We start from the raw sequence: 26,483 nt of genomic DNA on the forward strand, positions 1-26,483 counted from the left end.
GCGGCGCCGAATTGTGGATTTGCCGTGCCACGGTTCGCCTCCATTTGAAAAACCTGCTCGTTGAGCGGGTTTTTGCTTTTTATGGTGTTAAAATGTAGACGAAATGTAGACGAAATGTAGACATGAAATTATGAAGGATCAAATTGTACTAGAAGTTGTAGACATCATGTCTACAACTTGGTTTATAAATTTTATGCACTGCATATAACTGAATAGTATTGATTTTTCATTTGTATAAGTTGAATTTGAAGGGGAATAAAGTAGGTAGAAAGAATGCTTGGCAAGCAGTTTGAGATGGAATTATAGAAAAATAGCGACGGTACCGACGTTGGCGTAGAATGACGCTTTCGTTGGTACCGTCAATTTTTTTAGGTTCAATGGGGGTGATTATTTGCCCTTAAAAAGAAAAAGAACATCTGGTGTGTACTCTACATGATAATTTCTTTTTTTTTAGATAAGACGGTTTTAGTTTGATCGGTAGTCCGTTCTTATTTATCTTCTTTTCCATATTAATTTCAGAAATATACATTGAAAATAACGCTTCGTATGGTTCTTTCTGTAAACATAATCTCTATTCTGGCCGATACATACATAAGATGGGCTATTGTTAAATATCCCCTCTTACTTTCGTATTTTGAAGTAAACTCTCATCTTTTTAAGAAGAAGGGACCACCTCTATGAACTATATGGACGAGCATATCCTAAGTCTCAAAAATAAGCTTAATCATGATGCAGCATCTAATAACGTAAATACGAACCTATCTCAAGCTGATGTACCTGGTCAGGACAACTCAGTTGCTGAACAAAACAGGGTGCTAAGGATGGGTGATGAGCTGATCCCGTTGGAATGGAAAACGATTTTGGATGGACAAGTGGCGGTTAGCATCCCCAAACTTTTTAGCCTGATGCCGCTGGAGCAAGCTAAATTTAAATATCCTTCGGAACATCGCCCCCAGGTGATTTATACCTCTCTGGAAGGGACGGTGAATATCGCCTTTAATTCGACAGAATCGGCTTTGGAGGTGGACGAACTTCCCGAGTTTGTAGAACAAATGGCAGATGTACTGCGGTCTGTACAACCTGTTCGTAACTGGATCGGTACGGAAATGATCATGAATCCTTACGGGTTGTCCATCGGAATGATCCGTTTTGTAGCCTCAGGTGTGGATACGAATTTGTACAACGAAATGTTGTTGTTTGTCCATGAGGGACAGGTGACGATGGGTACGTTTAACTGTATGGAATCGGACATGAAAACGTGGTTGCCTGTGGCAGAAAATACAGTGCAATCTCTCCATATTGTTCCGTCACCTTCGGATTCCACATTTGAGAAAGGAGTGGCTTTCCTATGAGCCTCGGTTACGATCAAATTCAAATCTATCCCTTCGAGCTGGTTGAGCTGGAACAGCTTACCCTCACGAAAAAAATCAACGAGCATACCCGGCTCTATTTTACAGGAATCATCCCCGAGGATATGCAGGACAGCTATGTGGAAACGACGGAAAAGAACACTGTCATCCAGGTGAACCAGCGGAATGAGTCTGGTGAAAGTAAGCCGCTATTCAGCGGAATTGCGCTATCGGTCGAAGTGAAGGTCGTGCGGGACGTGTACTATCTGGAGGTGGAGGCGATATCCCATACCTACCGGATGGACATCCAACAGCGTACCCGTTCTTTTCAATATACGAAAATGACCATTCCTCAGATGCTGGAGCAGATCGGCAAGGACTACGAAGGGCTGGATGTGATTGATGGAGCGACAGGTGGAGAGCAAATCGGAAGGCTGTCCATCCAGTATCAGGAAACGGACTGGGCGTTCTTGAGACGTATGGCCTCCCGGTATCATACGAGCCTGATGCCTGTGGCTCGTTTTGACAGCCCTAAATTTTATTTTGGCATTGAGGATAGTCCTGCACAGGTGGTGCTGGATCATACTCGTTATACCGTGCGCAAGCAGATGCTGCCTTTCCGTTATTTTCTGGAAAATGAGCAGGCGAAGGTGACAGAAAATGACTTTATTTTCTATGAGGTAGAGACGGACGAGGTGCTTGATTTGGGCGCTCAGATGACCTTTCAGGGACACAGCTTGTATGTAGTGGAAGCCTATACCGAAATGAGACAAGGGCTGCTGCGGCATCAATATGTGCTTGCCTCGTACAAAGGCTTACGGCAAAAAAGCTACTATCAGGAAAAGCTGGCGGGAGCTTCTTTAAGCGGTATGGTTGTGGACGTCCGTCAGGATCAGGTGCGCATCCATCTGGATTGCGATGAGAAGCAGGATGTAGATAAGGCACACTGGTTCAACTATTCGACGGTGTATAGTGCTGGGGGCCATACAGGCTGGTATGTGATGCCGGAAAAAGGTGATCCGGTTTCACTCTATTTTCCGGGCAGTCGTGAAGAAGATGGGATAGCGGGGAGTGCGGTCCGACGTGCAGGCAGAGGGGGCGGACACAACAAGTTTTCCAATCCGCAGATGAAAATATGGCGAACACCCCATGGCAAGGAGATTCGTTTGGGGCTGGATGAGCTGGTCGTGACGGGTAAAGATGGCGCTATTTTTATCAAGCTGGACGACAAGGAAGGCATTCATATCGTAAGCAGCAAGCAGGTAAGTATCTCAGCGGGTGGCAATTTGAGTCTATCTGCTGGGAAAACGATGAGTCTGTCCGCAGGCAGTGAGCTGCGTATGGATTGCAACGGCAGTCATATTCAATTGAGCGGATCAGCGGATATGAAGGGCAGTGAAGTGAAGTCGAATTAGGCTGTAGTGCGACAGCATGATGATATGACATATGAAAAGCTTCAACTAGTGGAGGAATGCAAATGGAGAAGCCTATAGATGAGCTAAACCCGCAGCAGCAAGTCATCTTAAATCAAGCGTGGTTCCTGATCCGCAGAGACTGGGCGCTGAAGTTCAAAGCGAAGCAAGAGCAACAGATTCAAGCCTGTGTCGAGGAGTTTCGGGGATATTGCCGGGACATTCGGCAAGAGCAGCTTCAAGGAAGAAAAGGAAAGATCGGTTATATCACGTACTCCATGCTACGTACCACATGGTTGGAGGAGCGGCCTATCTATCTGGTGGAGGCAGCGAACGCTTTATGGGTACTTGATTCTAAACCGATCCGATTCGAATGGGATACAAGCTGGACATATTCCTATTGGACCGATTTGCAACAAAAATTGCGAAGGGAGGTAGAGAAGCAGCATGTTTCTCTACCGGAGCTTGAATGGGAGCAGGTCATGCTGGAGGCAGCGGTACATATTCATGTGCTCGTTGTGAATATGATGCGTTTGGCGATAAAAAAGACGGTGTGCTTACCGGAGTTTCAGGAGCTGGATCGGGAAGAAACATTTGAGATTCGTGTGGGGGAATATATGGACCACACTATATCAGTGTATAAAGAAGATCGCAGAGCGTTGGAGGCGAGCGAAATCCGGTCGTGGCTGGAGGAACAAGAAGAGCATGCCTATAGCTATCAGGCGTTGGAGAAAATCCAGCTTTCGGACGGAGATTATAGTCAGTTGGATTTCCGCTATACGGCTTTTCGCCAAATCGAGATGGAACATAGTCGCTTGCATGGCTGTGTCTTGGTTGGAACGATGTGGGAGGAAAGTCAACTCGATGGAATCGACTTAACGTACAGCTTGCTTCATGGAGCCGATTTTAGTGGATGCTCGATGAAAGGGGCGATATTAGATGCCGTTATGGGGAACGCCGGATATGGATCAGATGCTGCTTTAGATTGGGAGCCATTAGGTTTTGCTGGCGTAGATTTCACAGGGGCGAGCTTGCAGGGGGCCCGTTTTCAAGACGCACAGCTGCGAGAAGCCGTATTTCAAGATGCGTCACTACAAAGAGCGTTCTTGAACGGGGCGGATCTAACGGATGCCTGCTTTGCTGGAGCGGATGTGTCAGGTGCTTCCTTTAAAGGGGCTTGTTTGATTGGAGCTGATTTTACGGGCGCCAATGTACAAGGAGCCATGTTTACCGATGCACAGCGTAGAGGAGCCATTGGATTGGAGTGGGCAACTCTTGAGGCTTCCCTTTCACACAAAGAGGCGTCTGCGTCTGTACAGGCAAGGGATGCCGCTGGTAAAAGGGAGTGGCTGCATTGAGATATTTTCGACTGATGGTAGACGAGCGGGTAAAACATCGGGCAGAACCTGCTGTGCTCTCTCCCTTGCAAGTAGAAGACATCCTGACAGGGACCCAGGGACTGCAGGATGATCCTCTTTTTCTGGCTGTACATACCGATCCACGAACGGTGTACCCGGACTTTTTGGAATATCCTCTGCCGCTAGTGTCGGATCGGATGAAAGCATTATTAGAGAAATATATGCCGGGACTGGAGTGGAGAGCGGCCATCCTTACCGATTTTCAGCAGGCCAGGCAGGAGGTGTACTGGGTGCTTCGACCGCCGATGGTTGACTGTTTGTCCGCACAAACGGAATGGTACCCTAATGAAACGTTGAAGCGTTTGATACTGAGACAGGGGGAGATGGAGTCGCCTGTTTTTCGGATTAAGGGAGTGATTGAACCTCATATCTATATCCATTTGGCTGTGGCGGAAAGCCTGCTGCGTCGATCTTTTACAGGTATTCGAGTACAACGAATCGAGATGGAGCACTAAGGAGGATGGAGTAAGGTGGGAGAAGCCCAAGTGAAACCAGGAACGGGTGCAAAAAAGAGCTATGTCGTGGCAGGAGCAATTTTAAGCTGTAGTTATGACACGCAGCCTACCCGTTTGAAACGGCCTTTTAGCCATGGGGTCTACGTGAAAAACAAAGCACAAATGAACATTGGAGATTATGTACCGGGTGTGAACATCCAGCCTTTTGGGAATTGCTCTAGTCCTCTAAATCCAGCCGTGCAGGCCAGTGAGATGGTGGACATCTATGGCGTGAAGAAGGCCCCGTATGTTCCGGTCTTGACCATGCCGTGGCTAAACGGGAAAAGTGACGTGAAGATCGAGGGGCAGCCCGCCTTGACACAGAACTGTACCCATCAGTGTCTGTATTGTGGTCATATCCAAATTGAAAATGATGGGCAGGAGCTGGATTAAGGGTCTGTTTCAAAGCCGCTAGGTTTCGGAAGCGACCTCGCGACTTTAAGCCGCCCGAAAGGAGACATGAACTCACTTGAGTGTATTACAAAACGGAATCGGGTATGAAAGCCTGCGTTTTTACGGTTCCTTTCAGCCTCAACATATAGAGAAGCTTCAAATTACAAGAGCCATCAACGATCATGCATATTTGATGGTGAGCGGCATGCTGTCGGAAGAACAGGGAGCCGCATGTATTGGACAGAACATGGAGGATGAACCGATCGTCATCCGCCAATTGGATGAGCAGGAACAATCGCTAAGACGATTGTTCCATGGCATCGTTACACGTCTATCGGTGCATTGCACTCGGGGCGTGTATACCTTTGAACTGGAAGCCGCCTCGCATTCGTATCAGATGGATATCAAGCTGAAAAAGCGATCCTATCAAGATATTCACCGCACCTATGATGACCTGGTCACAGCGATGGTTCGAAAATACCAGTATGGAGATGCCATTGATACCGTCACGAACTATGCCAAACTGGACACTTTTGTTTTACAATATGAGGAGACGGATTGGGCATTTTTAAAGCGCCTCGCCTCCCGCTTTGGATCGGTGCTGGTGCCGGAGGTAACGGCTGCGTCGCCCAAAGTTTTTTTCGGGATGCCGGAAGGCAAACCGTACAAGGTGGAACGGGATGTATTTTACCGGGTACGGAAAACGTTTCATGAGCTAGATGAGGGAAAGCCAGGAGAACGCGCAGGTTCGTATGTGACTTATGTGATCGAAAGTCTGCTTTATGTGGCGCTAGGGGATCTCATAACGTTACCAATTGGATCAGGAAAAGAGTTGGTCGTCGTTCGGGCAGTGACACGGTTAGAGGATGGCTTGTTGCTCACTCGTTACGATCTCCAGGCCGAACAGGATATCCGCTATGCCCGTTATGAAAACGATAAGGCTACGGGGATTACACTTACGGGTAGTGTGTTAAAGGTACAGCAAGACTTTATACAGCTCCAGTTGGATATCGACCCTAAACAAGACCTGGCTAAAGCATGTTGGTTCCCTGTGGCGACTCGCTATGTAGCGGAAGAACACAGCGGCTGGTACGATATGCCGGAGATTGGGGAGCGTGTGGAGCTTTACTTGCCGACGAGCCGGGAACATGAAGCGTATGTGACGGATTCGCTACGGCAGCAACGACACGCAACGGGGCAGCCAGACGTCAAAGTATGGAGACATGCGCAAGGAAGTGGCGTGGACATGTCGGAGCAAGAGCTAACTCTGTCCACCTCAGGAGCATTTTCCATTACACTCCATGAAGGGAGTGGTATAACCGTCAGCAGTCCGGGAAATGTGCAGATTCAAGGCAGTCATGTGAAGCTGGATGCAGGTCAGGAGCTGTCACTTGAGGCGGGAAGTGCATTGTATCTTAAAGGCGGAGCCAGCAGCATGGTGCTGGATGGTGAAACGGATATCAAAGCCCCGGTGATTGATCAGGAGGGTACGGTGAAGGCTCCAGTGTTCGTTATGGATCTTCCTCCCGTGCCGGAACCGCCGCTGATGAATATTAAGGCATATGAAGCAGCACAATCCGCAGCCGCGAAGGCTTCATCCAACAGCACAGCAAAGCCCCCGACCGCGAAGATCACGAGCCCGACAGCTCAAAAAAAAGCTGATGCGTTGCTGGGTACGGTGTCCAAGCTGTTAGGCTCCATTCCGGTGGTGGGAGTAGTGGCAGGAGTTGCGATGGGAGCAGCATCGCTAATCGGACCTATGGGAATAGCAGCGGGTTCGATTCTGCTCGCAACCGCAGCTATTCCTGTTCGCAGCACAGGAACGAGTCGTGCTGGGGGTGGAGGTGCCAAAGGTGGTTTGCACCCGCTGAAATATTTAGCCAATTTGGCGTTGCAAGGACTCATTAGTCAATACGAGCATGAGCAAGCCAGGGATGCCTATTATAAAAAGTGGATACTAGGGAAGGTGTTTACGAGTGCACGTGAGTTAGGGTTACCCACCTCATTGGAGGATATAGTACCCTATATACGAAAGCTTGCAAATGAAGTGGGGGAAGCATACCAACAGATTCCTGCGGATTTAAGACAACGCTGGAAGGTGAATTCCGAAAATTACATGGCCCAACAGCTGGAGCCAAAAAAAGAAGAAAAAGAGCAGTCATGGTGGGATCTTATGGCGGAAGCCCAGTTCCAGAATGCGGAAAACGAAGCCATTATGGCGAAGCAGATGGCGAACGAGTTGGAGTATGCCGCAGATGTGAGTGGAGAAGTTGTATTAGGAGCAGGATCAGCAGTTGTAACAGATTACTCGTATGGATTAATGAATAAGGAATACGCCTCAGATCATCCGAAGGCACGTAAAACAGGTGAAGTGATCGGACATGCCTTAACAACTGTAGCCGGAGCTGTAGAAACGGTTGGTGCTGTGGGGGAAGGATTCTTAGGTGGTTTGATAACGACTACGGGAGTAGGGGCACCCGTAGGTGTCCTTGCTATGGCACAATCTGCCTTTATGGGAGTACAAGGAACAACGGTAATGTATACCGGAGCATCTAATAGTGTTGAAAGTACTAAGGATCTTTATCGAATGTTTGAAAGCGAGGGGCCAAGTCCCAATAGATCAACGCCGTCTAAACCTTCTAGTTCGAAGTCAGGCAAGAGTGAAGGCACACCTTCTTCGCAGAAACCAAGTAAACCAAACGAAAAGCCGACTGGGACTAAGGGGACGGGTAATGTTAATCTAACAGAACCTTCTTTACCTAAAGGTGGAAAACCTAAAGGAAACTATACAAAGGGTGACTCACACGGTATTAAGAAAGAGAGTGAAACAGCCGATCTAATGGCAGATCAAGGATATGACATTGAGATGCTAGATGAAGTAAACGGTGGTAATGGATACGGAATAAAAGAGTCGTCAAATCCAGATTTCTTAATTGAAGGTAAGGTATTTGACTGTTATGCGCCAACAATAGAAACAAATGTAGATAACATTCTTAGAAACATAACAAAAAAGACTAAAACACAAGCAGAAAGAATAGTTCTAAATGTAGATCAGTTCCCTTCTGAAAAAGTCGCCGAAATTATTCAAGGGATTTTAAGAAAAGCAAATCCAAACGGTGATTTAAAGAACTTAAAAGAACTATCTATTGTGAAAGATGGGGAAATTACACGAGTATTTGGGGGATAGAAGTGAATGGATTATGAATTGTTTTTACTATCTAATGTAGGTATTAATTCATTAGGTGAGATGATGGAAAGATTTACAACTGAGTATGCGAACAAGAAGGCATCATTGAGTTGTAACGATGAGGAAATAGTTATTGGGTCTGAGCTATTTTCATTGGCTCTTGAAATTGAAGATATTTCTGATATCGCTTTTGTTAGAAATCATTATAACTTAGATGTAAATGTCTGCATCAGAATTCAATTATTTGGTAATACTTTTCATCAAGGACTAGAGCTTTTGTTTAAAATTATGGGAAGGCTTATAAGACATATTGATGGAAATCTATTATTTCTAGAAGATGGTTCAGCTCAGTTGCTTAGAATTGAGAATGGTCAGCTGATTGTCAATAACACTTTAGACCAGTATCAGACGAAATATTTAACCACAAGTCTACTTAGTCTACTTGACCGTCCTTACATTGAAAAAGAATTGTCAAACTAAGATGTATTGGCATACTCGCTTGATAAACTTGTAAAGACCTATTCCAACTTAAATCATAAGTTGGAATAGGTCTGTTTCATATTGCTGAAATTAATAAATCAGCTAGAAGTAATTTTAAGGAGGTCAAAATAAACATGATATTAAATATTACTAATGAAAAATTTGAGTTCATATACTTGGGTGAGTCCACAATAAACATTGACTATTCATCAATTTCTTCTACTAAATTAGTACTAGATGTATGGGGGGTAACTCTACCTATTAGTGTATTTGGTTTAGAAGCGTATGGATTAACTGAAAATACCAAACCATTCAATGATGATATTTACGTATCGGGTTACTCTAGGCTCACATTTCATGATGTTATTGGTGGAAACATAGAAGTCGAACTATTTAGTAAGGAAACCTCTTACATCAAACTAAGCTGGCCAGATAATAGTTTAATGAAAATAAACAAAACTTGGGGTGAAGTATATCAGGAAGATGAAGGAAATATTTATGAAGTAGAGGGAACTCTGGGATGGCCTTATGGTAGATGTGACTTGTCTATAGCAACAAGGTCGAATGTATATATTGAATTAAATAGTTCTAATTTCATACCTGTCAAAGAATATATGCTCAACACAAAAAAATACGGATGGAGTAGGGGGTTCACTTAATATTAATGTCGGAAGAAGACTTTTAATATAAACCTGTTTACAACCCTAACAGAAAGATCATACAATACAACCAACAAATCAAACACTTAAAAACTTAGCAAACTCGCTTGTAAACTTGTAAAGACCTATTCCAACTTAAACCATAAGTTGGAATAGGTCTGTTTCATATTGCTGAAATTAATAAATCAGCCTTGATCATGATTCGCTGTCATCTAATTTTTCATCAAGTATCCACTTCTTCTTTCCACCAGTTGTCCAATTGTCCAGTATATGTCCTGTGGATTTACATCCGGCAGCTCGTCTAATCTTGCGGGGAATTATTATGAAGCTATTAATCAACACGATCCTTCTGTATAAAAGTGCTGATGGTACAAAAACTGTTAGAACTGGAGTAAAGTCTGGTAAAAGTAAACAAGCTGGCAGCAAAGTATATGAAGCTAATTTTGAAATCAATGATGGAAAAGGTAATATAATATCGAACTATCATGTCACGTTAAGGTAAATTAATAAAGGAGTAATGGATATGAAACCAGAGTTAAAAAGAATAGTATTAAAGGGTAATCAACCTGATAATATCGATGATTTTGTAATTGCGGCAGATGCCGATATTGGCGAGGAAGGTTTTGAAGGTGCTGACTATTTTCACTTTAGAATAGTTACTCCGAAAAGGTTGATGAGATGGTTAGAAGAAGATAGGATCGTTAATGGTAGATATACGTTTGTAGTCAATGAATCGACAATGGAGGATAACTTAAAAATAGTAGAAGATGAAATAAACAAAGTTTTACAATCTTGCGAAGGGTCTACTTGGGAAGATGTAGCTTTAGCAATTAGCAGGCATCTAAAGTGGGAGTATGATGTATGACCTTTCACTATAGAATGGAGAGTCACTGCGTAATATTGAATAAGTAATCAGGATTATGTTTGCTTTATTTCTATAGAAAATGCGACGGTACCAACATTGGTGTATATTGACGCTTTCGTCGATATCGTCGCTAAACAATATTGATATATATTGAATAGGTACATATAATTGACAATATTAAAAAAGAAGGGGTTGGACAGATAGGAGATCAAAATTGGTCTTGGCAAGACGAAGTCTTGAGCGCAAGATCGGCACTTGAGCGGTTAAGTAGTAGTGTAGTGAAGATAAACTTGAACTAAATTAAAAAATGTTTTTTTGAGTGTTAGCAGCTATTAAATATGAACGCAATTTGTGTAGAAAAGGTATTTTATAGTTCTCTCTAGCCCAACGAAAAATGAATGCCAGATCATATGGCCATTTTTCGTTGAGTTAGAAGGAGTTTTGAGTTAGAGTGTTAACTTTAACCTCTTTCGCTTTTCGAAATTTCATGTCGAATATCTATTCTATCTCCATGGCCTTTTCTTTAATTCAGCAATGTTCCTCTACTTTTCCCTTACAATTATTTAAGAATTTTCTTACTGATAACTAATTACATTTTATTCACCTCTCTACATTCTATTAATAGAATGTCCGACGTTAAAATATATAAAATAAGTGTATTATAAAATATTAACTAACAAACATGGGAATAAAGGTTGGGCGGGCGGAGGAATAAATAGAGAAGCGAGAGCGACAGAGGGTTGCCGGGAGGCCAGATAAAGGGTATCCCGCCCGGAGGGGCGGCAACACCAGACAAGGACCTAAAAAAGGGGTTGATCGGAGCGAGAGAGGGAGCGCCAGAGGACAGATAGAAGAGAAGTAGAGAAAGCAAGGGGAAAGAGAAGGGCCCCGAAGAGGGGACCAACCCGGTAGGGGGATGACCCCCTACATTATAGTCTGATATTAATGGGAGGTTAATCATATAGAAATGAAACTTATTTAGAAAACAGCGAAAGGTAGGACTTATTATAAAGATTCAGAAACCACTCGTGTATCTAAAGTAATTGAAATGACAAAAAGAGATTATGATAGTATCTATGAATTTAGGAACATCGTAATACCTTGTATTAAAGAGATATATAAGACATTGCCTATTAATATACATATATTTAATCCATAATTTTATTACTTCATTCATTACATAAAGAAGAAAAGGAAAAAGGCATTATACATTATTCAGAGTATGGAGAACGTTAAGGTATTATGATTACGAATTCCTTGGATTGATTTTAAATCTAATGGACCAATATGTAGTACATATTAGTTTAAATACCACTATAATAAAAAAATAGAAATAAGATGATCTAATACACTTAAATGTGTATTAGATCTTTTTTATGTATTCGTATATTCATATAAAAGAGTTATATATTATTAACCTGTATACTCCCAATAATACTTAACGCATGAAGGAGCAAATGAATCATATGGAAATTACATTAAAGCAGGTTACCAGAGAATATACAGTTTATGGTGGTACGATTAAGGGGGAAAAAATTTATTATTCGTTTATGGTACGAGTAGAAGGAGGAGATATTGCTCAAGCAATGATTATGGAGATGGTTAACGGTATCCCGTTGGCAGTGACTGAAAAAACGTTTAAGGAAATCGTATCGACTATAGAACAACGTATCCGTCAAAACGAGAGTCTGTAAGTTGCCCCTAGATCATATATCATAAAACGCCCATCGAGAAAATAAACTAGCTTAGTGTGAGAGTATATGTGTTGAACTGATTATGATTCTGTAAGGTGGTATTGGAAAAGAGAAGTAACGTGCAGGTAGGAAATGAACTTAATATAAATTTTTACTTGTTATTCTATTTGGTTGAGGATTTAACTATGATGAAACTCGAAAGTAACAATAGTTTTGGACGGTTTAAACATAAACAAAAATAATGGAGAATTTTGTTGATAGATATGTGATATCCATATCTTACACACAAAAGACCCATTATTTTTTTGTTTAGTGTGTTGATGTTTGGATGGAAGGTACCATGAATACGTAGGAAGTTTGGCGAAAAACATTAATTTGTAGCTAAACGTTGTGTTTTTTTGTATGTTCCGAGACCATGAAACCATTCCCATTCTGGAAACTTGCACCTATTAGTTTTGGGAGAGCAAAATAACCTGATCATTATAATAGGAAAGCTCTTGGAAAATTATTGTTCTTAGAAAATAGTATATATCCAGTTTAAAAGCAGGAAAATAGCAGAGATTCGAGAACAAGTTTTGAAACTTGTCTCAATGACCTACTTTGTGTTGATGAATAACCATCACTTACAATGAGCAAATAAGACTAAGATTTGCACGATTGACAACAGCATTTGTTATATTAGGGAATCCCAATCTTTTGAATATATATTATTTATTTATATAATGTATATTTTAGGAGGCTCTAAAAATGTATAATGAAAAGCTCAGAACTCTAATCTCAACCTTTGTGAGTAATCGAGCGGAAGACCACTTAATAGAAGAGTTATTATTTCAGTTCCCGACGTTAACACAGCTAATGAATGCTACGGAACAGCAACTAATATCCATAAAAGGCATCAAGCATAGTAAAGCAAGACAAATTATGGCCCTACTCCAACTAGCCAATACTCTCACACTGCCGGAATCTAATCCCTATTTTATCAGTCACCCTAGGGATGTATATAATCTGTTGGGGCCGGAATTCAGATTTTCAACCAAGGAGCACTTCATATGCCTTCTGTTAAATACCAAAAATCGAGTGATCTATAAAGAGATCGTTTCAATCGGTTCATTAAACAGCACAGTGATTCATCCCAGAGAAGTTTTCAGCGCGGCAATACGACATTGTAGCGCGTCCATTGTATGTGTTCATAATCATCCTAGTGGGGACCCAAAGCCTTCTGAAGAAGATATTATGGCAACCAAACGATTGGCCAAGGCAGGGGACATTATAGGGATAGATATTTTGGATCATGTCATTATTGGTGAGAGTACATTTTATAGTATAAAAGAACATGGACATTTTTAAACGGTGTATGAGTATACTTAAACCTTATCTTTGAAAGGTCGCAGTCTATCAATATGCGAAAACATTAGTTCTATCATCTCCAAAGCCATTTGCTGTTCTTCCAGAGGACGGCTTATAATTGTTTGTTTGATTTTATTAATTAAAGCCTCATCTTTCACCTCAACTGCTTCTGTAAGCAAGTAATCCACAGTAGCCCCTAATTCATTTGCAAGCTTCACAAGTGTCTCCAATGAAAGACTACGTTCTCCTCGCTCTATTTGCCCAATATAGGCATGAGATAAATCAACTCGCTCCGCAAGCTTTTCCTGTGTAAGATTTAGCCGCTGGCGTTCTTGGCGAATACGTGTACCTAAATCGGCGTAGTTCATTCCTGAATCCCCTCCACATTCAACAGTAGTTAATTCAAGAGGATTATTTAACTAACTATAAGCATTAAAATATTTACTGTATGTTTCAATTGAACTATACTGGATATTATTAGGACAAAAGACATGCTTCTAAAGGAGAGGATATGAAATAACCTGAATGAAGTAAACGGTAAGAAAAATTTATAAGTAGGCTATACGAGTCCAATGAATTCAAGAGAGGAATGGTTTTCTATAATATGTATGAGGAAAAATATAATCGGGCTGGTGTCTTTGTAGTCTTCATTATCTTTATAACGCTAGCTTTACTAACAGGCTTTATTCATCCTTTAATAACAGCTTTTTTAATACCTATTATAATTTGGTCTACTCTTAAATTTGCTAAAGAAGAAAAGGCCAGAGTCTTACACCACAACATGGTAGTACAAACCCGAATCCCCCAAAAAGCGCAGCTGGTTACGTTTGTTGATGGTCACAGTTCCCTGGTCAGCTCCATGAAGCACTATGTTTGGTGTGATAACGCATTTCTATTTATATTTCCGGGAGAATACCCTAAAAGCTACTACAAGAGCGATGTAAGTAAAATGGAACTGGTGCGGGTTCCGCTAGTTGATATTGAATACTACACTATTCACGGAGACTTCTATACGGAAACAACAGTATCCGGCGGTGATAGTGGAGGAGTGTCAGGTACAGGAGCAGTTGTGGGTAGCGTGCTTGGCAGCGCTATGGGCGGTAAAACCGTGGGAGCAGCGGGAGCGGTCATCGGGAGCAGGAAGAAGATCAATGCTGTGAAATCCGAAATGGTGCTACATGATACCAGGGTAACCACGTTATTTTACAACGATGCAGGGGAAACGCGGAGTTTAAAATTCGGATATGAGGACTACGATACATTCTACAGATTGTTACCTGATAAAAGCTTTGAAACTCATGTATTCCGGCATATGAATGGAGGAGCAATAACCAAGGAAAGTCATTAAGCAATAGGCGAGAAATTAAAGACGTTAAAAAAGCTGGTTGATGAAGAGTTGATAAGCCCCCAAGAATTTGAAACTTCCAAGAAAGCACTGTTGGATAAAATGTAGTCCGATCTCATCCGTTTAGGAAGGAGGTGAAATAAATTGTCGGATGAGTATTTAGAGCGGATTGGAAAAACTGCATTATCAGCAGGAACGGCGCTTGGCAGTGGGGGAGCAGGGGCGGCTATCGGTACAGTGATTTTCCCTGGAGTAGGAACGGCAGTCGGGTACTTAATCGGTATTGGTTCAGGAATTTTACTTGGAAATGGCTTAGGTAAAAAAATCGTTGATAAAAGGAGGTTGCACAACAGATGGATAACAAATGGGAGCAAATGAAAAATGCGGCTAAGGACGCGGTTACCATGACTCTGGATAATAAGTTCAATGTTATTCAAACCGCTAAAGAACTAAACGACAAATATACAGATAAAGGTTCAGGCAAAAAGGATACGTAAACGGGAATATGAAATTGCTTAAGCATAGTGAGAAGGGAAAGAGTAAAGTGAAAAGATACAAGTGGGTTAGTTTAATAGCATTAGCTATATTTGCGGTTACAGCATCAAGTACAGTAACGGCTGAAAGCAGCCAGAAGAGGATTATACTGAAAGTAGACGAAACAGGTATGTTTGTTGATGATGCGGAGTATTCGACTTTAATTGACCCGGAAGCATACGCTACCCCGGTAATGGTAAATAATCGTGTACTGCTTCCGATAGGCAACATAATTAAGGAATTTGGGGGTTCTACAAGTTGGGATGCAGCGCCAAAGAAGCTTACGCTATCACTAAATTCTAATAAAATTGTCTTGTACTTAAATAATAAAAAGGCATTTGTTAATGGAGCGCAGACTAATCTTGATGTTGCTCCAACTACAATATCAGGACGGACGATGGTTCCTTTAAAGTTTGTGAGCGATCATTTAGGGTTACAGCTCATATGGGATCAAAAAAATCAGACTATTGCCTTGTACCAAGGCCAGTTTGGCGAAATTCCTACAGATTACAGCGAGTATTTTATTCCTATTAATTCAGGGACAGGTGACTCAAATACCGAAGATGCGTCCAACACAACACCTGCTCCAACTCCTAATCAAAATAACAATAAACCCATTTCCAAAAACAATCTTGTCATTAAAAAAGGAGATCGTGTAAAGTTCAGCTTCTTTTATGGCGAAGTTAAAAAAGTGGACGGTGGGCGGATTCTAGTCTATTGGGATAGTAAGGACAACATGTGGGTGTCCAATGCTGATGTGGACTATTGGGCTATGCTGGCAGGGATCAAATATAAATCAAGCAGTTGGAGTAATGCGAGCGAACTTACTGTGGAACGCTAAATAATTAATGTACCAAACTTCAAAAAAATATAATATATACCGATAAAAAACGATAAAGGGTCTCTGCTAACACAGGTTAGTGGAGGCTCTATTGAGATTAGTATGAGTGTATCAAATGGGGAGGAATCATAAAGTTGAAAAAGTTACTTATTACAGCTTTATTGGCTGTAGGTTTGATGAATTGGAATACGGATACTATTTTTGCCGAAGAGAAAATAGATGCAATTGGAACGCAGATTATTTTGCAGGTTGCTAATCCCAACATTCTTGTCAATGGAGAAGAAAAACTGCTTGATCCTTCCACAGGTGCAGCGCCGATCTCCTACAAGGGTACAACATTTCTGCCAGTTAAAAATTTGGTTGGGTTGTTGGGAGGCTCTTTAGAATACAGCAAACTGGCTCAGAGATACCAAATTCAACTTGACGGAAAAACAGTTCAATTGCGTGCAGACAGCAAGCAAGCGATTGTTGATGGACAGGTTAGAATGCTAAGCATTGCTCCCGTTAATATTCAAGGTACATTGCTTGTTCCTTTGCGTGTGTTAACAGACCATCTTGATGTGAAAATGAAGTGGGATAAAGTCCAGCAAAGAGCGATATTGTATCATGGGGGCATGGGAGAGCGTTGGTACGAAGACAATTATACAAGCAAAGTTTCGAATAAATATGGCAGGTATACGGATCAGTCCATAGGTTATAAAGTAAATTATCCATTGTCATGGGGTGATCCGTTAGTCATTCAAAAAAATGATGAAACTATTGAGACGATTTTCTATGAAAGCCCATTTGTAAAAATATCATCCTACTCCGATCATATGTTATCTTCTTATTCTGAAAAGGAAGGTTTGAAGTTGGAAGAAACTTATGAGCAGTATTTGGACAGACATGGTTTTCTGGATGGAGAAATCAAAGAAAAGCGTACTTTTGTTGATAAGGCCTATGATATCTTTATCAATGACGGCGAGAACTCTTATATCTATTTGGTCATATTTAAAGAAGACGAAGTAGGTGTCTTTTGCATTAGACTAAATCGAAATATGACATCAGAAGATTATAAGGCTACCAAAGAGTGGGGGAACCTGCTGAACAATACGTTTGAAGCTGAGTCTGCTGTAGGATAATAAATTCATTTGAAGGGACGTATGGCAATGAAAAAGACACTACTTTCGTTGTGCAGTTTGATAGTGTTCGCAGTGTCATTCAATTTCACTTCTGTTGTGACAGCGGCAAGCAACTACAACGGACATTGGGAAGATCATAACAGTGTTGGGCAATACGGCATGGATCAGATGATGCTCGACATGAAAAGCAAAGGTAACCAAGTGACTGTTGAGGCTTCTAATGATTATTTTATTCCATTCGAAGACAGCAGAGAGAGCAGCTTTAAAAGTTCTGTCGGAAGAATGCGTAGCAGTGTGGTCAATGGAACCGTAGTTTTCAATTCCAAGGGACAAGCTTCTTTCAAATATAAAGATGAGTATAATAACGGTCAAATGAGTATTCAAATGCAAAATGACGGTGTCAAAATCACTTGGACAGGAAAAGAAGTTTCTGAATTTTCGTTTCCTCTAGGTACTTTTAAGCTGTACAAAAAAATAAATGTCGGAGCTGCAGAAATGAAAAAGCTGGGGACATTCCTTAGTAACTTCACTGAATTGAATCTTGATGAATTTGATGCTAAGCGAGTTAATAATGCAGAGTTGATTCGTTTTGGTGTATGGCATAATTACATCAATAATTTTAATTCCAGAATTAGCACTTCGAACGGTAAACTATTTATTTCGAAGACGCACGTGGAAGCTTCCATACAGAAATATTTCAATACCCAGTTCCGTAATCACCGTTCTGTTAATGGCTTTAAATTTAACGGTAAAGGCTACCTATTTGATGGTGCGGATGGAGCGCCGGTATACTACGTTCGCGCTCATGATGTATTTGATTTAGGACAAAATAAATTGAGAGTGAGTGGAGTTTTGTATGATGCAGACAGTCCTTCGACGGAGATGGTGAGCGAAGTTGAAGCTGTAGTCAAAAAGGTGAAGGTGCAGAACAAAATTAGTTACGCATTGGTTACTTTAAAGGTGAAACGGTGAGGATTTTCCCTTGCATTCAGTCTAAGCTAATGTAGCTGTTTATAAGCTTTCTACAAGCCCGTTGGGCTTGTTTTTTATACAGGTTTCATATAAATAAATCTTTTTAAGGTGGTATCATAATGAAAGTTAAATATACAGTTGGACTTATTCTTTTATTGTTGCTTTCTGCTTGCAGCACTGAATCGGAGCAGGTGGTGAAGGATGTAACATCCAAAGTAGAAGATCAGGTCAGCAATGTGAGTGATAAGGATAATGAGCATGTATTGGCTGTGAAGAACGGCCATTTTAAAGCCTACGTGAATCAACCTATTGGGGAAACATTCTCAAAGTTCTTCAGTGATAATACATGGAAGTATTTCAAGGCGCAATCCGGAGAAGACATAGTCGAGTTTACTGGATATATGATGTACAGAGATACGAAGGTTAAAGCACGCTTGCAATTTATTGTCGGGAAAGAAGACGAATTTGAAGCTTCTGCCTTGTCATTCAATGATGTTCCGCAAGACGAACTGATGAAGGCTAGTGTTTTGAAGACCGTTTTTGAAGAAAATGAGGTCGACGATGGCGGAAATACTGAAGGAAACAAAGCTCAAGCACCGAAAAAATCAACAGCCCATAAAAATGATCCGAGCAAAGAACAACCAAAAGCAGAGGATAAGAAGACGACGTCTCGTAAAGACATATTCTCTACATTTGACTATGATCAAAAAAAGAAACTCAATTTATTCTTTAGTAATTTAAGCGAAGCGTATATGGGGAATTTTAATATTAACGATTACGATAAAGAGATTTTAATTGATTTTGCTGTTAAACACAATCAAATTAATTACGGCAAAAGAATTACCACGGTTGAAAACAATCAGCAGTTTACAGATAAATTGAATAGTAAGTATGTAGTACAAACGATCAAAAGGTTTTTTGATATTAATGTAAAGCCGGAAAGTACATCAACATATCCGTTAGTCGGTAGCAGTTATCAGTGGGATACAGCGGATGGAGAGCAGTATATGGACTTTTCCCAAGTCGAGAATTTCTACGATAACGGGAATGGGACATATACAGCTAAAATCCAAATTTACACATCGGACTTTGAAAGTCAAGGAGACAGCATTCTGTATGAACCCAAAGATCAGGCATGGGGTAATGATGTAGGCTTCGACACCCGTGGAGTTGCCGAAGCTATCGTGAAAAAGGCTAAAGTGGGAAGCAAGGATACTTATCAGGTTATAGATTACAGGGTGAGATATTAAACCATAAAATTAGATATTTATAGCTAAAAATTCAATTCCCCTCTGCCGATATGAAAAAGATACCAGTAAACAACGGCAGAGGGGAAATAGAAAATGAAATACATTCATTTAATGGACGAAGCACAAAGATTAAAGATTCTTAAGAAATTCAAGTTACCACTTGGTAAGCCACTTCAGGGTTACTCTCAGGAAGAAGCTGATGAGCTTACTGAAGATGATATTTTCGCGTTTGTATATAAACAATGTGAAAAGTATATCCCTGATAGGTTAATTAGACTATTTGAAAATGTAGATGAGTTGGCAAGCTTTAAAAAGGGTGTAAAGGAACATCTGATAATGAATAGCTACATAGTCTCTAATATAAATATACTCACAGGGCCAGAAGAAAAAGACACTTCAAATACAAGGGGAATCGCTAGAATAGGAAAAGAAATTAAACGTTTAGGTAACGAATTGCTTCCTGATATGAACAACGGGAATTATGTAGCGCATATCGTGGAAGAAGAACTTGTAGGTGTATTACAAAGATATTTTGATCTTGAGCCATATAAGCGTGAAAGTTCAAAGGCCAAAGGAGGATTCAAAGACGATGTTAAAGTTCCTTACTTGGTTAAACCTTTTATTTATTTTGTAACTTGCATTAATAGTATCTATAAAAAATTAGAAAAAAAAGAATATAGCAGGGAATTATTTGGGGGAATAAGCGCCTTATTTGAGGAAATACTTAAAAGTTACACTGAAGAGCAACAGATTGTGAGCAGGTATCTGTTTGAAAGAGAGTATAGTGTCCGTTTAATAAACAGGATAAATGACAATGTAGAGTTACATGGGGACCAAGATATAAGAGAATTGAAAAAACTATTTGGATTTTTTGCTGTACTGCCAAATGTAGATTCTAGGCTTGAGTATCTGGATGTAATAAACAAATCCCTACTAAATGGTTCTTTTACCAAAAGCAGTTCAGGAAAATACGGTGAGCATAGTTATAATGAAAAGATAGATAATCCCAGTATTTGGTTTGATGAAGTTCGTCTAATTATCTTGCAGTTTGCTTTAGTCACACTTCCGTTGATGGAGCTGTATCATTATGAATTAATATATCGCTACGAAAGAAGTCTCAGTCTGACTTTACGTTCTGAGTATGACAAACAAGAAAATATATTTGAAACGATGAAGATTGTAGAAGGATATAAAAGTACTATAGATTCAGATGAGAGCTATTTATTAAAGAATTTTGTGAAACAATACCCATCTAAAAAAAGGGTTATAGATTCTGAGCTAGCTTATGATCTGGTTAAAAGGTTTCATGAGCTTGATAGTAATATGGATGATTTTATTGCGAAGATAGAGCAAGCCTTATTAAACACTGAAAAGTAAATTAAGTACTAATTCTAGACTGTCCTTTAAGGATAGTCTTTTTATTTTCTGGTATCACAATTTCTTCAGAATTGCAATATTTGTTTTTCTTGATTTTAAGTGATTTTTGTTTTGTTAGTTTGAAGGTAAGATTGCCCTTGTGAATGTTACTAAAACAAAAGGAGCTTGATGAAACATGAGTAATGATAATAATAACTATCAAATTAATGACTTTTTAAGAAATATGAGCAAAAAGGAAATCAAAGGAATAGCTGAAATAGTTCAAGGACAAACCAGTGTTAGTCTGTTGGTGCAAAGTGCTTCATTCTCACATTCTACTGTCGCTGGTATTAATATTAAGCCGTACATTTCAGCGGTATGCTCCATCATGGGAAATAAACGGACTTGTTTTGCAAGCTTAGGCACTAATAATCCTATTGCTATAGGTGAAGAGATAAGTAATAAGGATTTCGTTAGAGTGATTGTTGATTCTAAAGGGAAGGCGAACAAAAAGATATATCTTCACTTTAAGGAAAAAACCACAGAATACAGTAATGAGGATGAGGAAAATGATAACTGTTTACTGGTATATGTGGAAACAAAAAATTACGCTCATTTTTGCCTATATGAAGGATTTTTACCGAATAAGGTCACTGAATTATATGTTAAAGATGAGAAAGGAAAGCTGGCAATACGAACAGTAGCTTTATCTTTTCTGAAAAGAACATTCCCTGAATTGGAGACCAGCTATTTTTACGGGGAACGTAACTAATGCCGAACGATAAAAGGATTCGTATAAACCTGATGGGTTCAAATGCATCAGTGGAATTATCTGAAGAACAAACAGATACTAACTATGAGTTTTTTGGGGAATATAGCGATTCAGTAACTTGTGAAGATATAGAAACACTACAGTACAGCGAAGATATTGATATCCTGACCTTGTGTACTGAAAAATTATCTTATGAGGACGAGATAGAACAATTCGACGAGCATGATGACCATTCTACATTAAGAGAAGAGACAATCTTTTATGAAGTAGAAGAGATATCTAAGGCTGTAGAAGTAGAAAATGTCGAAAATTTCAAGGTGAAAGATAACAACACAAGGTTTTATAAAACATCATCAGATCGGGGCAATTTTGTCCCACGGGTTGAATGGTTGATGCTTAATTCGTTTGAAATGATCAGTTCTGCTGACGGGATTTCAATCTACCAAACTAAACAGGGTTATTACAAGCACCACTCTGATAGTGAACTGGCAGTCTTAATTCGAAAAAACCTGACAGAAGATCAAAATCGTGAAGTTAGTAGACGAAAAATGGACGAAGTTGCTTATCGTTTGAAGACTCATCCCGATTTGTGGAGAAAATTCAATGACTTAAATACAGATACAAATCTTATTAATTTTCGCGATGGAGTGCTAGACCTAAGAGAACGGAGGGTGCTTCCACATGATCCAAAGTACTGCTTTACCAGTTTCATTGATGCAGATTGCAAAGTTATACCCAGACAAAAGGCGAACAATCGAAATTATTCATACTCAAGTGTTTTTGAACGTTTTCTAACAGACTGTACTGAAGGGGATGAAGCTAAACAGGCTTCCCTCCAGCAAATGGTAGGTTACATCATATCGAATCATTTTAATGCCAAAAAGATGTTTGTACTCATTGGTGAACCGCATACAGGCAAAAGTGTGTGGTTGAGTTTGTTACAGATATTGATTGGTAAGGAGCATACAACTTCTATGACGCTCAAGCAACTAGGGGCTAACAGGTTTATGCAGACGCGGTTAGCTCACTCTAAACTTAATATATCACCCGAGATGAGTGATGATGGTGATTTAAAGGGAGTAGAGTTCATTAAGGCTGTTACTGGTGGAGATTTAATTACAGGCGACCGTAAAGGTGAAGCGGCAATCGACTTTTACGGCAGAACCAAACTGGTGGCAGCAGGGAACCATATGCCTAAGCTTGCCAAACACGATGGAACCACAGCCTTTATTGATAGACTGTTGTTTATTACCTTCAATAATTCGATACCAGAGGAACAACGTGACCGTTTTTTGCTGCAAAAACTTTTAGAAGAACGACATATTATCATCAAGTGGGCATTAGAGGGCTTGTATCAACTGATTGATAATAATTTTATATTTACGGAATGTGATGAAGCAATTCAGTTCAAGAAGAAGTACATGGCTGAGCTAAACAATGTAACAGAGTTTGTGAATGATATGTGTGTTGTGGAACCAGAAAATGATAAATCAAGGGTTCATAGAACAAGGTTGTATGACGCTTATATCATCTATTGCAAAGAAAATGGGTTGACTTCAGTGAAGAAGACGGATTTCTGGCGTGAAATCGAGAAATTTAGAGTGCGAAGTGGAAAAATCAGAGTAGAAGGATCTACTCCATTAATGGGGTATAGAGGCATACGTCTACTTTCGCCAGATGAATACACACATACATGAATAAACAGTCATAAAAACAGGCTACATTGGCTACATTCTGAAATGATCTACCCATAAACCTTGTTGTAATGGGAATTATGGAGACTTATTATCGGAGAAGCGTCCGGCTACAGAATAGCTACAAGAGAACTACACTCAGGTTTTTTTAAAAGTTTCATTTATATATTATACACATGATGGAGGGACACAATGTCTAACACTGAAAAGCTTTGCTACACAGTTGCGGAATTGCACGACATTCTACCTTTAGGGATGAATTCTCTTTACAAGTTGGTGAACAGGGAGGACTTCCCCAAAATTAGGGTAGGCAAGAAAATCATCATACCTGCCAAAGGGCTTAAGCTGTGGCTGGAAAAACAAGTTCAATAACAGGGAGATTTACTGCAATAGAAAAGAAGCGGTATTTACTTACTTAATAGAGCGATTTTATGTGGGGGTTCGGGGATGAATATAATGCAAAGTCGGGGAATGGTTATAGACTTCGAATGATAAATAGTTAGTATATCTCCCTCGTCTCCTGTATGGAATCGAAATCTATTTTGCATGGTTTATGCCAATGATATCTTTTATCAACGAGGTGTGGAACTTATGGCAGGGAGCATTAAGAAGGTAGGCACTAAGTACAGAGTAACTTTTGAACTGGGAAAAGATTTAAACGGTAAACGACAGCGTGATTATGCTACCGTGAATTCCGAAGCGGAAGCCAAAAAGTTGCTCGCCGAATTTGAATATAATCAAAACCGGAATTTATTAGTGCAGTCAAATGCAATGAGCTTGATAGAATTTTTGAATCTTTGGATGGACAACTATGTGAAGTACAATTGCGAAGAGACTACAACATACGGGTACAAAAATATCCTTAACAAGCATATTTCTCATTTTTTCGGCGGGGTAGAGCTTCAAAAACTGCAATCGGGGCATATCCAGCAATATTATAAGCATCTTATGGACGAGAAAAATCTATCGCCCAATACTGTTCATAAACACCATGCACTTATACGTAAAGCGTTGGACTACGGTTTGAAACAGCAACTTGTATACAGAAATGTAGCGGATGCGGTAGCACTTCCTAAACGAAAAAGATATGAAGGTAAATCATACACAAAAGAACAGTTAATTGAACTTTTGAAAAAAGTTAAAGGTACTAAATTGGAGGTCCCTATTTATCTCGCTGTTTATTTGGGACTGAGACGTGAAGAGATCATTGGATTAAAATGGAAATATGTGGATTTTGAAAGTCAGACTCTTCACATTTATGAAGTCAGAACGAGTGCAGGGAAAGCGATTATAACCAAAGCGCCTAAAACAGAAAAAAGCAGACGATCCCTTCACATCAACGATGAACTATATAGCCTGCTCAAGATGCATAAGGTAAAACAGGAGGAACTCAGAAATATGTTAGGTTCTGCCTATGATAATGCCGGATATGTCTATTCTCATGATAACGGGAAACCATACAGAGTTAACTCTGTTACAGAACAGTTCAAAACGTTCCTTGAAAAGCAACAGCTACCGAAGATAAGACTGCACGACCTAAGGCATTCGTTTGCAAGTGTATTATACAACCAAGGAATGGATTTAAAGGCAATATCCGAGGCGTTGGGGCATTCCGATATTGGAACAACAAATAAGATTTATACGCATCGGTTCGATAAGACACATAAAAATACTATAAATGCAATGAGTCAGGCTCTAAAAGGGGAATTTACATGAGGGAGTTAAAGTAGCAAACTGAGGCAAGAGTTCTCATGTATTTTGGATATCATATTTGTTATAATTAGGAGGAACGTAGCAGTATGAACCGTGAGGTGATACAAATGAAGCAAGTTGGAGATCAATCAATGTTTTTACCTGAATTTCAAAGGTTGATTGGATCGAAAAAATTTGATTTCATGGATATAAATGAAAACGAAAATGAGATGGTGATTCGTTTGAGAAAACAAGATGGGTCAGAAAGAATGCAGAAAAGAGAACGTTTGTTAAAGGCACTTGAACAGCCTGGTGGAATATTAAAGCGTTATCCGGGTGCTTCTGAGGAGCTTCATGCGATTGCGAGACGTGATGAAGAGGATGATCGGGACGGTAGTCACTTTGAGTAGGTTTTTGCTTGATACAAATGTATGTATTTATTGTTTGGACGGAAATCCAAAAATCATTAACTACTTGGGTGATATCATCCGAAATCCTCATAATGAACTGATTTTGTCAGTGATTACTGAAGCAGAGTTATTTTCATCCATAAAGGTATATAATAATCCTTCTTTAAAGGCTGAAATATCCTCATTTATCAATAGCGCAGATGAGGTGAAGGAAATTACACGGGAAATTGCTTATACCGCTGGAGAGATTAGAGCATACTTCCATCAAAATTTAGGGAAAAAGATTAAACTGCCTGATGCGCTTATTGCGGCTACAGCAATCCATTTGAAAGCGACCTTGGTTAGCAATAACGACAGGGATTTTACTGATGCGTTATCAAGGTATGAAACAGCGTATTATAATCCTGTTAAGTAAAGATAGTGGTTGTAGAATAACATCAAGTATTACTTGGGATAGGCTAAAATGTACAATATTTTGATCAAACATCCTGTCCGATTCCGTAGACCAGTTGTAGACAAGAGGTGTAAAACATCGTAATTTATGATGGCTCTCTATAATACAGCATAATAAATTCAGTCTTATAAAGCCTTGCTATATAAGGATTTATAAGACTAAACAATATTATTTAATGTATGGTAGAAAGTCTGAGACAGGGGTTCGACTCCCCTCGCCTCCATTTGAGTAAGACAAGAAAGCCATCAGCCCGTGATTCTGGTTGGTGGCTTTTTATTATGGCTCTAGTAATTGAGTTGAAAGGTTTTACACAACTTGTAGCTTAAAGGTGTCTCTAAGTGTTCTGGCTGCTTTTCTTTTCGAAAAAGTATTGACACGGATAGAAAAGTATTATATCTTTATATCAAGATAAATAAATTAAAGATAAAAGTGATCATAAAATTTTGAATAGGGAGGTATATACATGATTACCATTTTAGAAAGAATTAATCAGCTTGCAAAAAAAGCGAAAGAAGTTGGGTTGACTGAAATTGAAAAAATGGAACAAACCGATCTTCGCAAAGAATACCTTCAAATCTTTCGGGGCTCTGTACAAAGCATTCTCTTGAATGCTACGATCTATGATCCGAATGGAGATGATGTTACTCCTGAAAAACTTAGAAAAGAACAGGCTCGAGTCGCTAAGCAATAGATTTAATTTTATTTAATATCTCTAATTTAATAATCTTAAAATAATATAATATG

The 26,483-nt window shown here is 39.8% G+C and carries 28 protein-coding genes; 27 read left to right on the forward strand and 1 reads right to left on the reverse strand.

Features of this window, described 5'->3' with window-relative positions; all coding sequences use genetic code 11:
* Positions 1-677: 677 nt before the first annotated feature.
* The 11 genes from MKY16_RS01050 (at position 678) to radC (ending at position 13,298) form a co-directional block, all read left to right on the forward strand.
* Positions 678-1,352, forward strand: coding sequence for a hypothetical protein (locus MKY16_RS01050; protein ID WP_340953675.1), 675 nt, complete (start codon positions 678-680; stop codon positions 1,350-1,352).
* Positions 1,349-2,764: a phage baseplate assembly protein V gene (locus MKY16_RS01055; protein ID WP_340953676.1), complete on the forward strand. Its 1,416-nt coding sequence runs from the start codon at positions 1,349-1,351 to the stop codon at positions 2,762-2,764. Before MKY16_RS01050 ends, MKY16_RS01055 begins: the two co-directional genes overlap by 4 nt.
* 62 nt (positions 2,765-2,826) lie before the next feature.
* Positions 2,827-4,119, forward strand: a complete 1,293-nt coding sequence (locus tag MKY16_RS01060; RefSeq protein WP_340953678.1) for a pentapeptide repeat-containing protein — start codon at positions 2,827-2,829, stop codon at positions 4,117-4,119.
* A 14-nt stretch (positions 4,120-4,133) separates the two neighbouring features.
* Positions 4,134-4,634: a hypothetical protein gene (locus MKY16_RS01065; protein ID WP_340957535.1), complete on the forward strand. Its 501-nt coding sequence runs from the start codon at positions 4,134-4,136 to the stop codon at positions 4,632-4,634.
* A gap of 15 nt (positions 4,635-4,649) precedes the next feature.
* Positions 4,650-5,066 carry a DUF4280 domain-containing protein gene (locus MKY16_RS01070; RefSeq protein WP_340953680.1) on the forward strand — a complete coding sequence of 139 codons (417 nt, stop codon included), beginning with the start codon at positions 4,650-4,652 and terminating at the stop codon, positions 5,064-5,066.
* Positions 5,067-5,142: 76 nt separating this feature from the next.
* Positions 5,143-8,253 (forward strand): CdiA C-terminal domain-containing protein, encoded by a 3,111-nt coding sequence (locus tag MKY16_RS01075; RefSeq protein WP_340953681.1) that lies wholly within the window; start codon positions 5,143-5,145, stop codon positions 8,251-8,253.
* Between the two features lie 6 nt (positions 8,254-8,259).
* Positions 8,260-8,733, forward strand: a complete 474-nt coding sequence (locus MKY16_RS01080; RefSeq protein WP_340953684.1) for a hypothetical protein — start codon at positions 8,260-8,262, stop codon at positions 8,731-8,733.
* Between the two features lie 134 nt (positions 8,734-8,867).
* Positions 8,868-9,392 (forward strand): hypothetical protein, encoded by a 525-nt coding sequence (locus MKY16_RS01085; RefSeq protein ID WP_340953685.1) that lies wholly within the window; start codon positions 8,868-8,870, stop codon positions 9,390-9,392.
* Between the two features lie 523 nt (positions 9,393-9,915).
* Positions 9,916-10,257, forward strand: a complete 342-nt coding sequence (locus MKY16_RS01090) for an Imm8 family immunity protein (protein WP_340953688.1) — start codon at positions 9,916-9,918, stop codon at positions 10,255-10,257.
* 1,466 nt (positions 10,258-11,723) lie between these two features.
* On the forward strand, positions 11,724-11,951 hold the full coding sequence (locus MKY16_RS01095) for a hypothetical protein (RefSeq protein WP_340953690.1): 228 nt from the start codon (positions 11,724-11,726) through the stop codon (positions 11,949-11,951).
* Positions 11,952-12,698: 747 nt separating this feature from the next.
* Positions 12,699-13,298 carry a RadC family protein gene (radC, locus tag MKY16_RS01100; protein WP_340953693.1) on the forward strand — a complete coding sequence of 200 codons (600 nt, stop codon included), beginning with the start codon at positions 12,699-12,701 and terminating at the stop codon, positions 13,296-13,298.
* A 17-nt stretch (positions 13,299-13,315) separates the two neighbouring features.
* Here radC and MKY16_RS01105 read toward each other — a convergent pair whose 3' ends face one another.
* Positions 13,316-13,666, reverse strand: coding sequence for a helix-turn-helix domain-containing protein (locus MKY16_RS01105; protein WP_137077590.1), 351 nt, complete (start codon positions 13,664-13,666; stop codon positions 13,316-13,318).
* Between the two features lie 236 nt (positions 13,667-13,902).
* Between MKY16_RS01105 and MKY16_RS01110 the strand changes: the two genes are divergently transcribed.
* The 16 genes from MKY16_RS01110 to MKY16_RS01180 all read left to right on the forward strand — a co-directional run bounded on the left by MKY16_RS01110 (position 13,903) and on the right by MKY16_RS01180 (position 26,430).
* A complete protein-coding gene (locus MKY16_RS01110; protein ID WP_340953697.1) occupies positions 13,903-14,646 on the forward strand; it encodes a hypothetical protein in 744 nt (247 codons plus the stop codon).
* 3 nt (positions 14,647-14,649) lie between these two features.
* Positions 14,650-14,751, forward strand: a complete 102-nt coding sequence (locus MKY16_RS26080) for an SHOCT domain-containing protein (protein ID WP_445744871.1) — start codon at positions 14,650-14,652, stop codon at positions 14,749-14,751.
* 36 nt (positions 14,752-14,787) lie between these two features.
* Complete coding sequence (locus MKY16_RS01115; protein WP_137077592.1) at positions 14,788-15,021, forward strand: hypothetical protein; 234 nt, start codon at positions 14,788-14,790, stop codon at positions 15,019-15,021.
* Entirely contained in the window at positions 14,997-15,140 is a 144-nt protein-coding gene (locus MKY16_RS01120) for a hypothetical protein (RefSeq protein WP_338533083.1), read from the forward strand. The genes MKY16_RS01115 and MKY16_RS01120 overlap by 25 nt, the downstream gene beginning before the upstream one ends.
* Positions 15,141-15,148: 8 nt before the next feature.
* A complete protein-coding gene (locus tag MKY16_RS01125) occupies positions 15,149-16,018 on the forward strand; it encodes a stalk domain-containing protein (protein ID WP_340953703.1) in 870 nt (289 codons plus the stop codon).
* Positions 16,019-16,152: 134 nt separating this feature from the next.
* Positions 16,153-17,139 carry a stalk domain-containing protein gene (locus MKY16_RS01130; protein WP_340953706.1) on the forward strand — a complete coding sequence of 329 codons (987 nt, stop codon included), beginning with the start codon at positions 16,153-16,155 and terminating at the stop codon, positions 17,137-17,139.
* A gap of 27 nt (positions 17,140-17,166) precedes the next feature.
* On the forward strand, positions 17,167-18,111 hold the full coding sequence (locus MKY16_RS01135; protein WP_340953709.1) for a hypothetical protein: 945 nt from the start codon (positions 17,167-17,169) through the stop codon (positions 18,109-18,111).
* A 119-nt stretch (positions 18,112-18,230) separates the two neighbouring features.
* Positions 18,231-19,361: a hypothetical protein gene (locus tag MKY16_RS01140; protein WP_340953711.1), complete on the forward strand. Its 1,131-nt coding sequence runs from the start codon at positions 18,231-18,233 to the stop codon at positions 19,359-19,361.
* A gap of 93 nt (positions 19,362-19,454) precedes the next feature.
* Positions 19,455-20,738 carry a hypothetical protein gene (locus MKY16_RS01145; protein WP_340953713.1) on the forward strand — a complete coding sequence of 428 codons (1,284 nt, stop codon included), beginning with the start codon at positions 19,455-19,457 and terminating at the stop codon, positions 20,736-20,738.
* Positions 20,739-20,913: 175 nt separating this feature from the next.
* A complete protein-coding gene (locus tag MKY16_RS01150; RefSeq protein ID WP_340953717.1) occupies positions 20,914-21,489 on the forward strand; it encodes a hypothetical protein in 576 nt (191 codons plus the stop codon).
* Positions 21,489-23,186 (forward strand): DNA primase family protein, encoded by a 1,698-nt coding sequence (locus MKY16_RS01155; protein WP_340953720.1) that lies wholly within the window; start codon positions 21,489-21,491, stop codon positions 23,184-23,186. Before MKY16_RS01150 ends, MKY16_RS01155 begins: the two co-directional genes overlap by 1 nt.
* A 189-nt stretch (positions 23,187-23,375) precedes the next feature.
* Positions 23,376-23,555, forward strand: a complete 180-nt coding sequence (locus MKY16_RS01160; protein WP_013368856.1) for a helix-turn-helix domain-containing protein — start codon at positions 23,376-23,378, stop codon at positions 23,553-23,555.
* Between the two features lie 219 nt (positions 23,556-23,774).
* A complete protein-coding gene (locus MKY16_RS01165; protein WP_340953724.1) occupies positions 23,775-24,899 on the forward strand; it encodes a site-specific integrase in 1,125 nt (374 codons plus the stop codon).
* Positions 24,900-24,982: 83 nt separating this feature from the next.
* Positions 24,983-25,285, forward strand: a complete 303-nt coding sequence (locus tag MKY16_RS01170; protein ID WP_340953725.1) for a hypothetical protein — start codon at positions 24,983-24,985, stop codon at positions 25,283-25,285.
* Positions 25,278-25,700 (forward strand): type II toxin-antitoxin system VapC family toxin, encoded by a 423-nt coding sequence (locus MKY16_RS01175; RefSeq protein ID WP_340953728.1) that lies wholly within the window; start codon positions 25,278-25,280, stop codon positions 25,698-25,700. Before MKY16_RS01170 ends, MKY16_RS01175 begins: the two co-directional genes overlap by 8 nt.
* 502 nt (positions 25,701-26,202) lie before the next feature.
* A complete protein-coding gene (locus tag MKY16_RS01180) occupies positions 26,203-26,430 on the forward strand; it encodes a DUF896 domain-containing protein (RefSeq protein WP_029516934.1) in 228 nt (75 codons plus the stop codon).
* Positions 26,431-26,483 lie beyond the last annotated feature (53 nt).

The sequence above is a fragment of the Paenibacillus sp. FSL L8-0641 genome, assembly GCF_038006265.1.
Lineage (GTDB): Bacteria > Bacillota > Bacilli > Paenibacillales > Paenibacillaceae > Paenibacillus > Paenibacillus polymyxa_D.

Bases quoted from the DNA above. Each gene is read 5' to 3' on its own strand.
- MKY16_RS01050 (WP_340953675.1), top strand. From the start codon at position 678: ATGAACTATATGGACGAGCATATCCTAAGTCTCAAAAATAAGCTTAAT.
- MKY16_RS01055 (WP_340953676.1), top strand. From the start codon at position 1,349: ATGAGCCTCGGTTACGATCAAATTCAAATCTATCCCTTCGAGCTGGTT.
- MKY16_RS01060 (WP_340953678.1), top strand. From the start codon at position 2,827: ATGGAGAAGCCTATAGATGAGCTAAACCCGCAGCAGCAAGTCATCTTA.
- MKY16_RS01065 (WP_340957535.1), top strand. From the start codon at position 4,134: ATGGTAGACGAGCGGGTAAAACATCGGGCAGAACCTGCTGTGCTCTCT.
- MKY16_RS01080 (WP_340953684.1), top strand. From the start codon at position 8,260: ATGGATTATGAATTGTTTTTACTATCTAATGTAGGTATTAATTCATTA.
- MKY16_RS01085 (WP_340953685.1), top strand. From the start codon at position 8,868: ATGATATTAAATATTACTAATGAAAAATTTGAGTTCATATACTTGGGT.
- MKY16_RS01090 (WP_340953688.1), top strand. From the start codon at position 9,916: ATGAAACCAGAGTTAAAAAGAATAGTATTAAAGGGTAATCAACCTGAT.
- MKY16_RS01095 (WP_340953690.1), top strand. From the start codon at position 11,724: ATGGAAATTACATTAAAGCAGGTTACCAGAGAATATACAGTTTATGGT.
- radC (WP_340953693.1), top strand. From the start codon at position 12,699: ATGTATAATGAAAAGCTCAGAACTCTAATCTCAACCTTTGTGAGTAAT.
- MKY16_RS01105 (WP_137077590.1), bottom strand. From the start codon at position 13,666: ATGAACTACGCCGATTTAGGTACACGTATTCGCCAAGAACGCCAGCGG.
- MKY16_RS01110 (WP_340953697.1), top strand. From the start codon at position 13,903: ATGTATGAGGAAAAATATAATCGGGCTGGTGTCTTTGTAGTCTTCATT.
- MKY16_RS01120 (WP_338533083.1), top strand. From the start codon at position 14,997: ATGGATAACAAATGGGAGCAAATGAAAAATGCGGCTAAGGACGCGGTT.
- MKY16_RS01125 (WP_340953703.1), top strand. From the start codon at position 15,149: ATGAAATTGCTTAAGCATAGTGAGAAGGGAAAGAGTAAAGTGAAAAGA.
- MKY16_RS01135 (WP_340953709.1), top strand. From the start codon at position 17,167: ATGAAAAAGACACTACTTTCGTTGTGCAGTTTGATAGTGTTCGCAGTG.
- MKY16_RS01140 (WP_340953711.1), top strand. From the start codon at position 18,231: ATGAAAGTTAAATATACAGTTGGACTTATTCTTTTATTGTTGCTTTCT.
- MKY16_RS01145 (WP_340953713.1), top strand. From the start codon at position 19,455: ATGAAATACATTCATTTAATGGACGAAGCACAAAGATTAAAGATTCTT.
- MKY16_RS01150 (WP_340953717.1), top strand. From the start codon at position 20,914: ATGAGTAATGATAATAATAACTATCAAATTAATGACTTTTTAAGAAAT.
- MKY16_RS01155 (WP_340953720.1), top strand. From the start codon at position 21,489: ATGCCGAACGATAAAAGGATTCGTATAAACCTGATGGGTTCAAATGCA.
- MKY16_RS01160 (WP_013368856.1), top strand. From the start codon at position 23,376: ATGTCTAACACTGAAAAGCTTTGCTACACAGTTGCGGAATTGCACGAC.
- MKY16_RS01165 (WP_340953724.1), top strand. From the start codon at position 23,775: ATGGCAGGGAGCATTAAGAAGGTAGGCACTAAGTACAGAGTAACTTTT.
- MKY16_RS01170 (WP_340953725.1), top strand. From the start codon at position 24,983: ATGAACCGTGAGGTGATACAAATGAAGCAAGTTGGAGATCAATCAATG.
- MKY16_RS01180 (WP_029516934.1), top strand. From the start codon at position 26,203: ATGATTACCATTTTAGAAAGAATTAATCAGCTTGCAAAAAAAGCGAAA.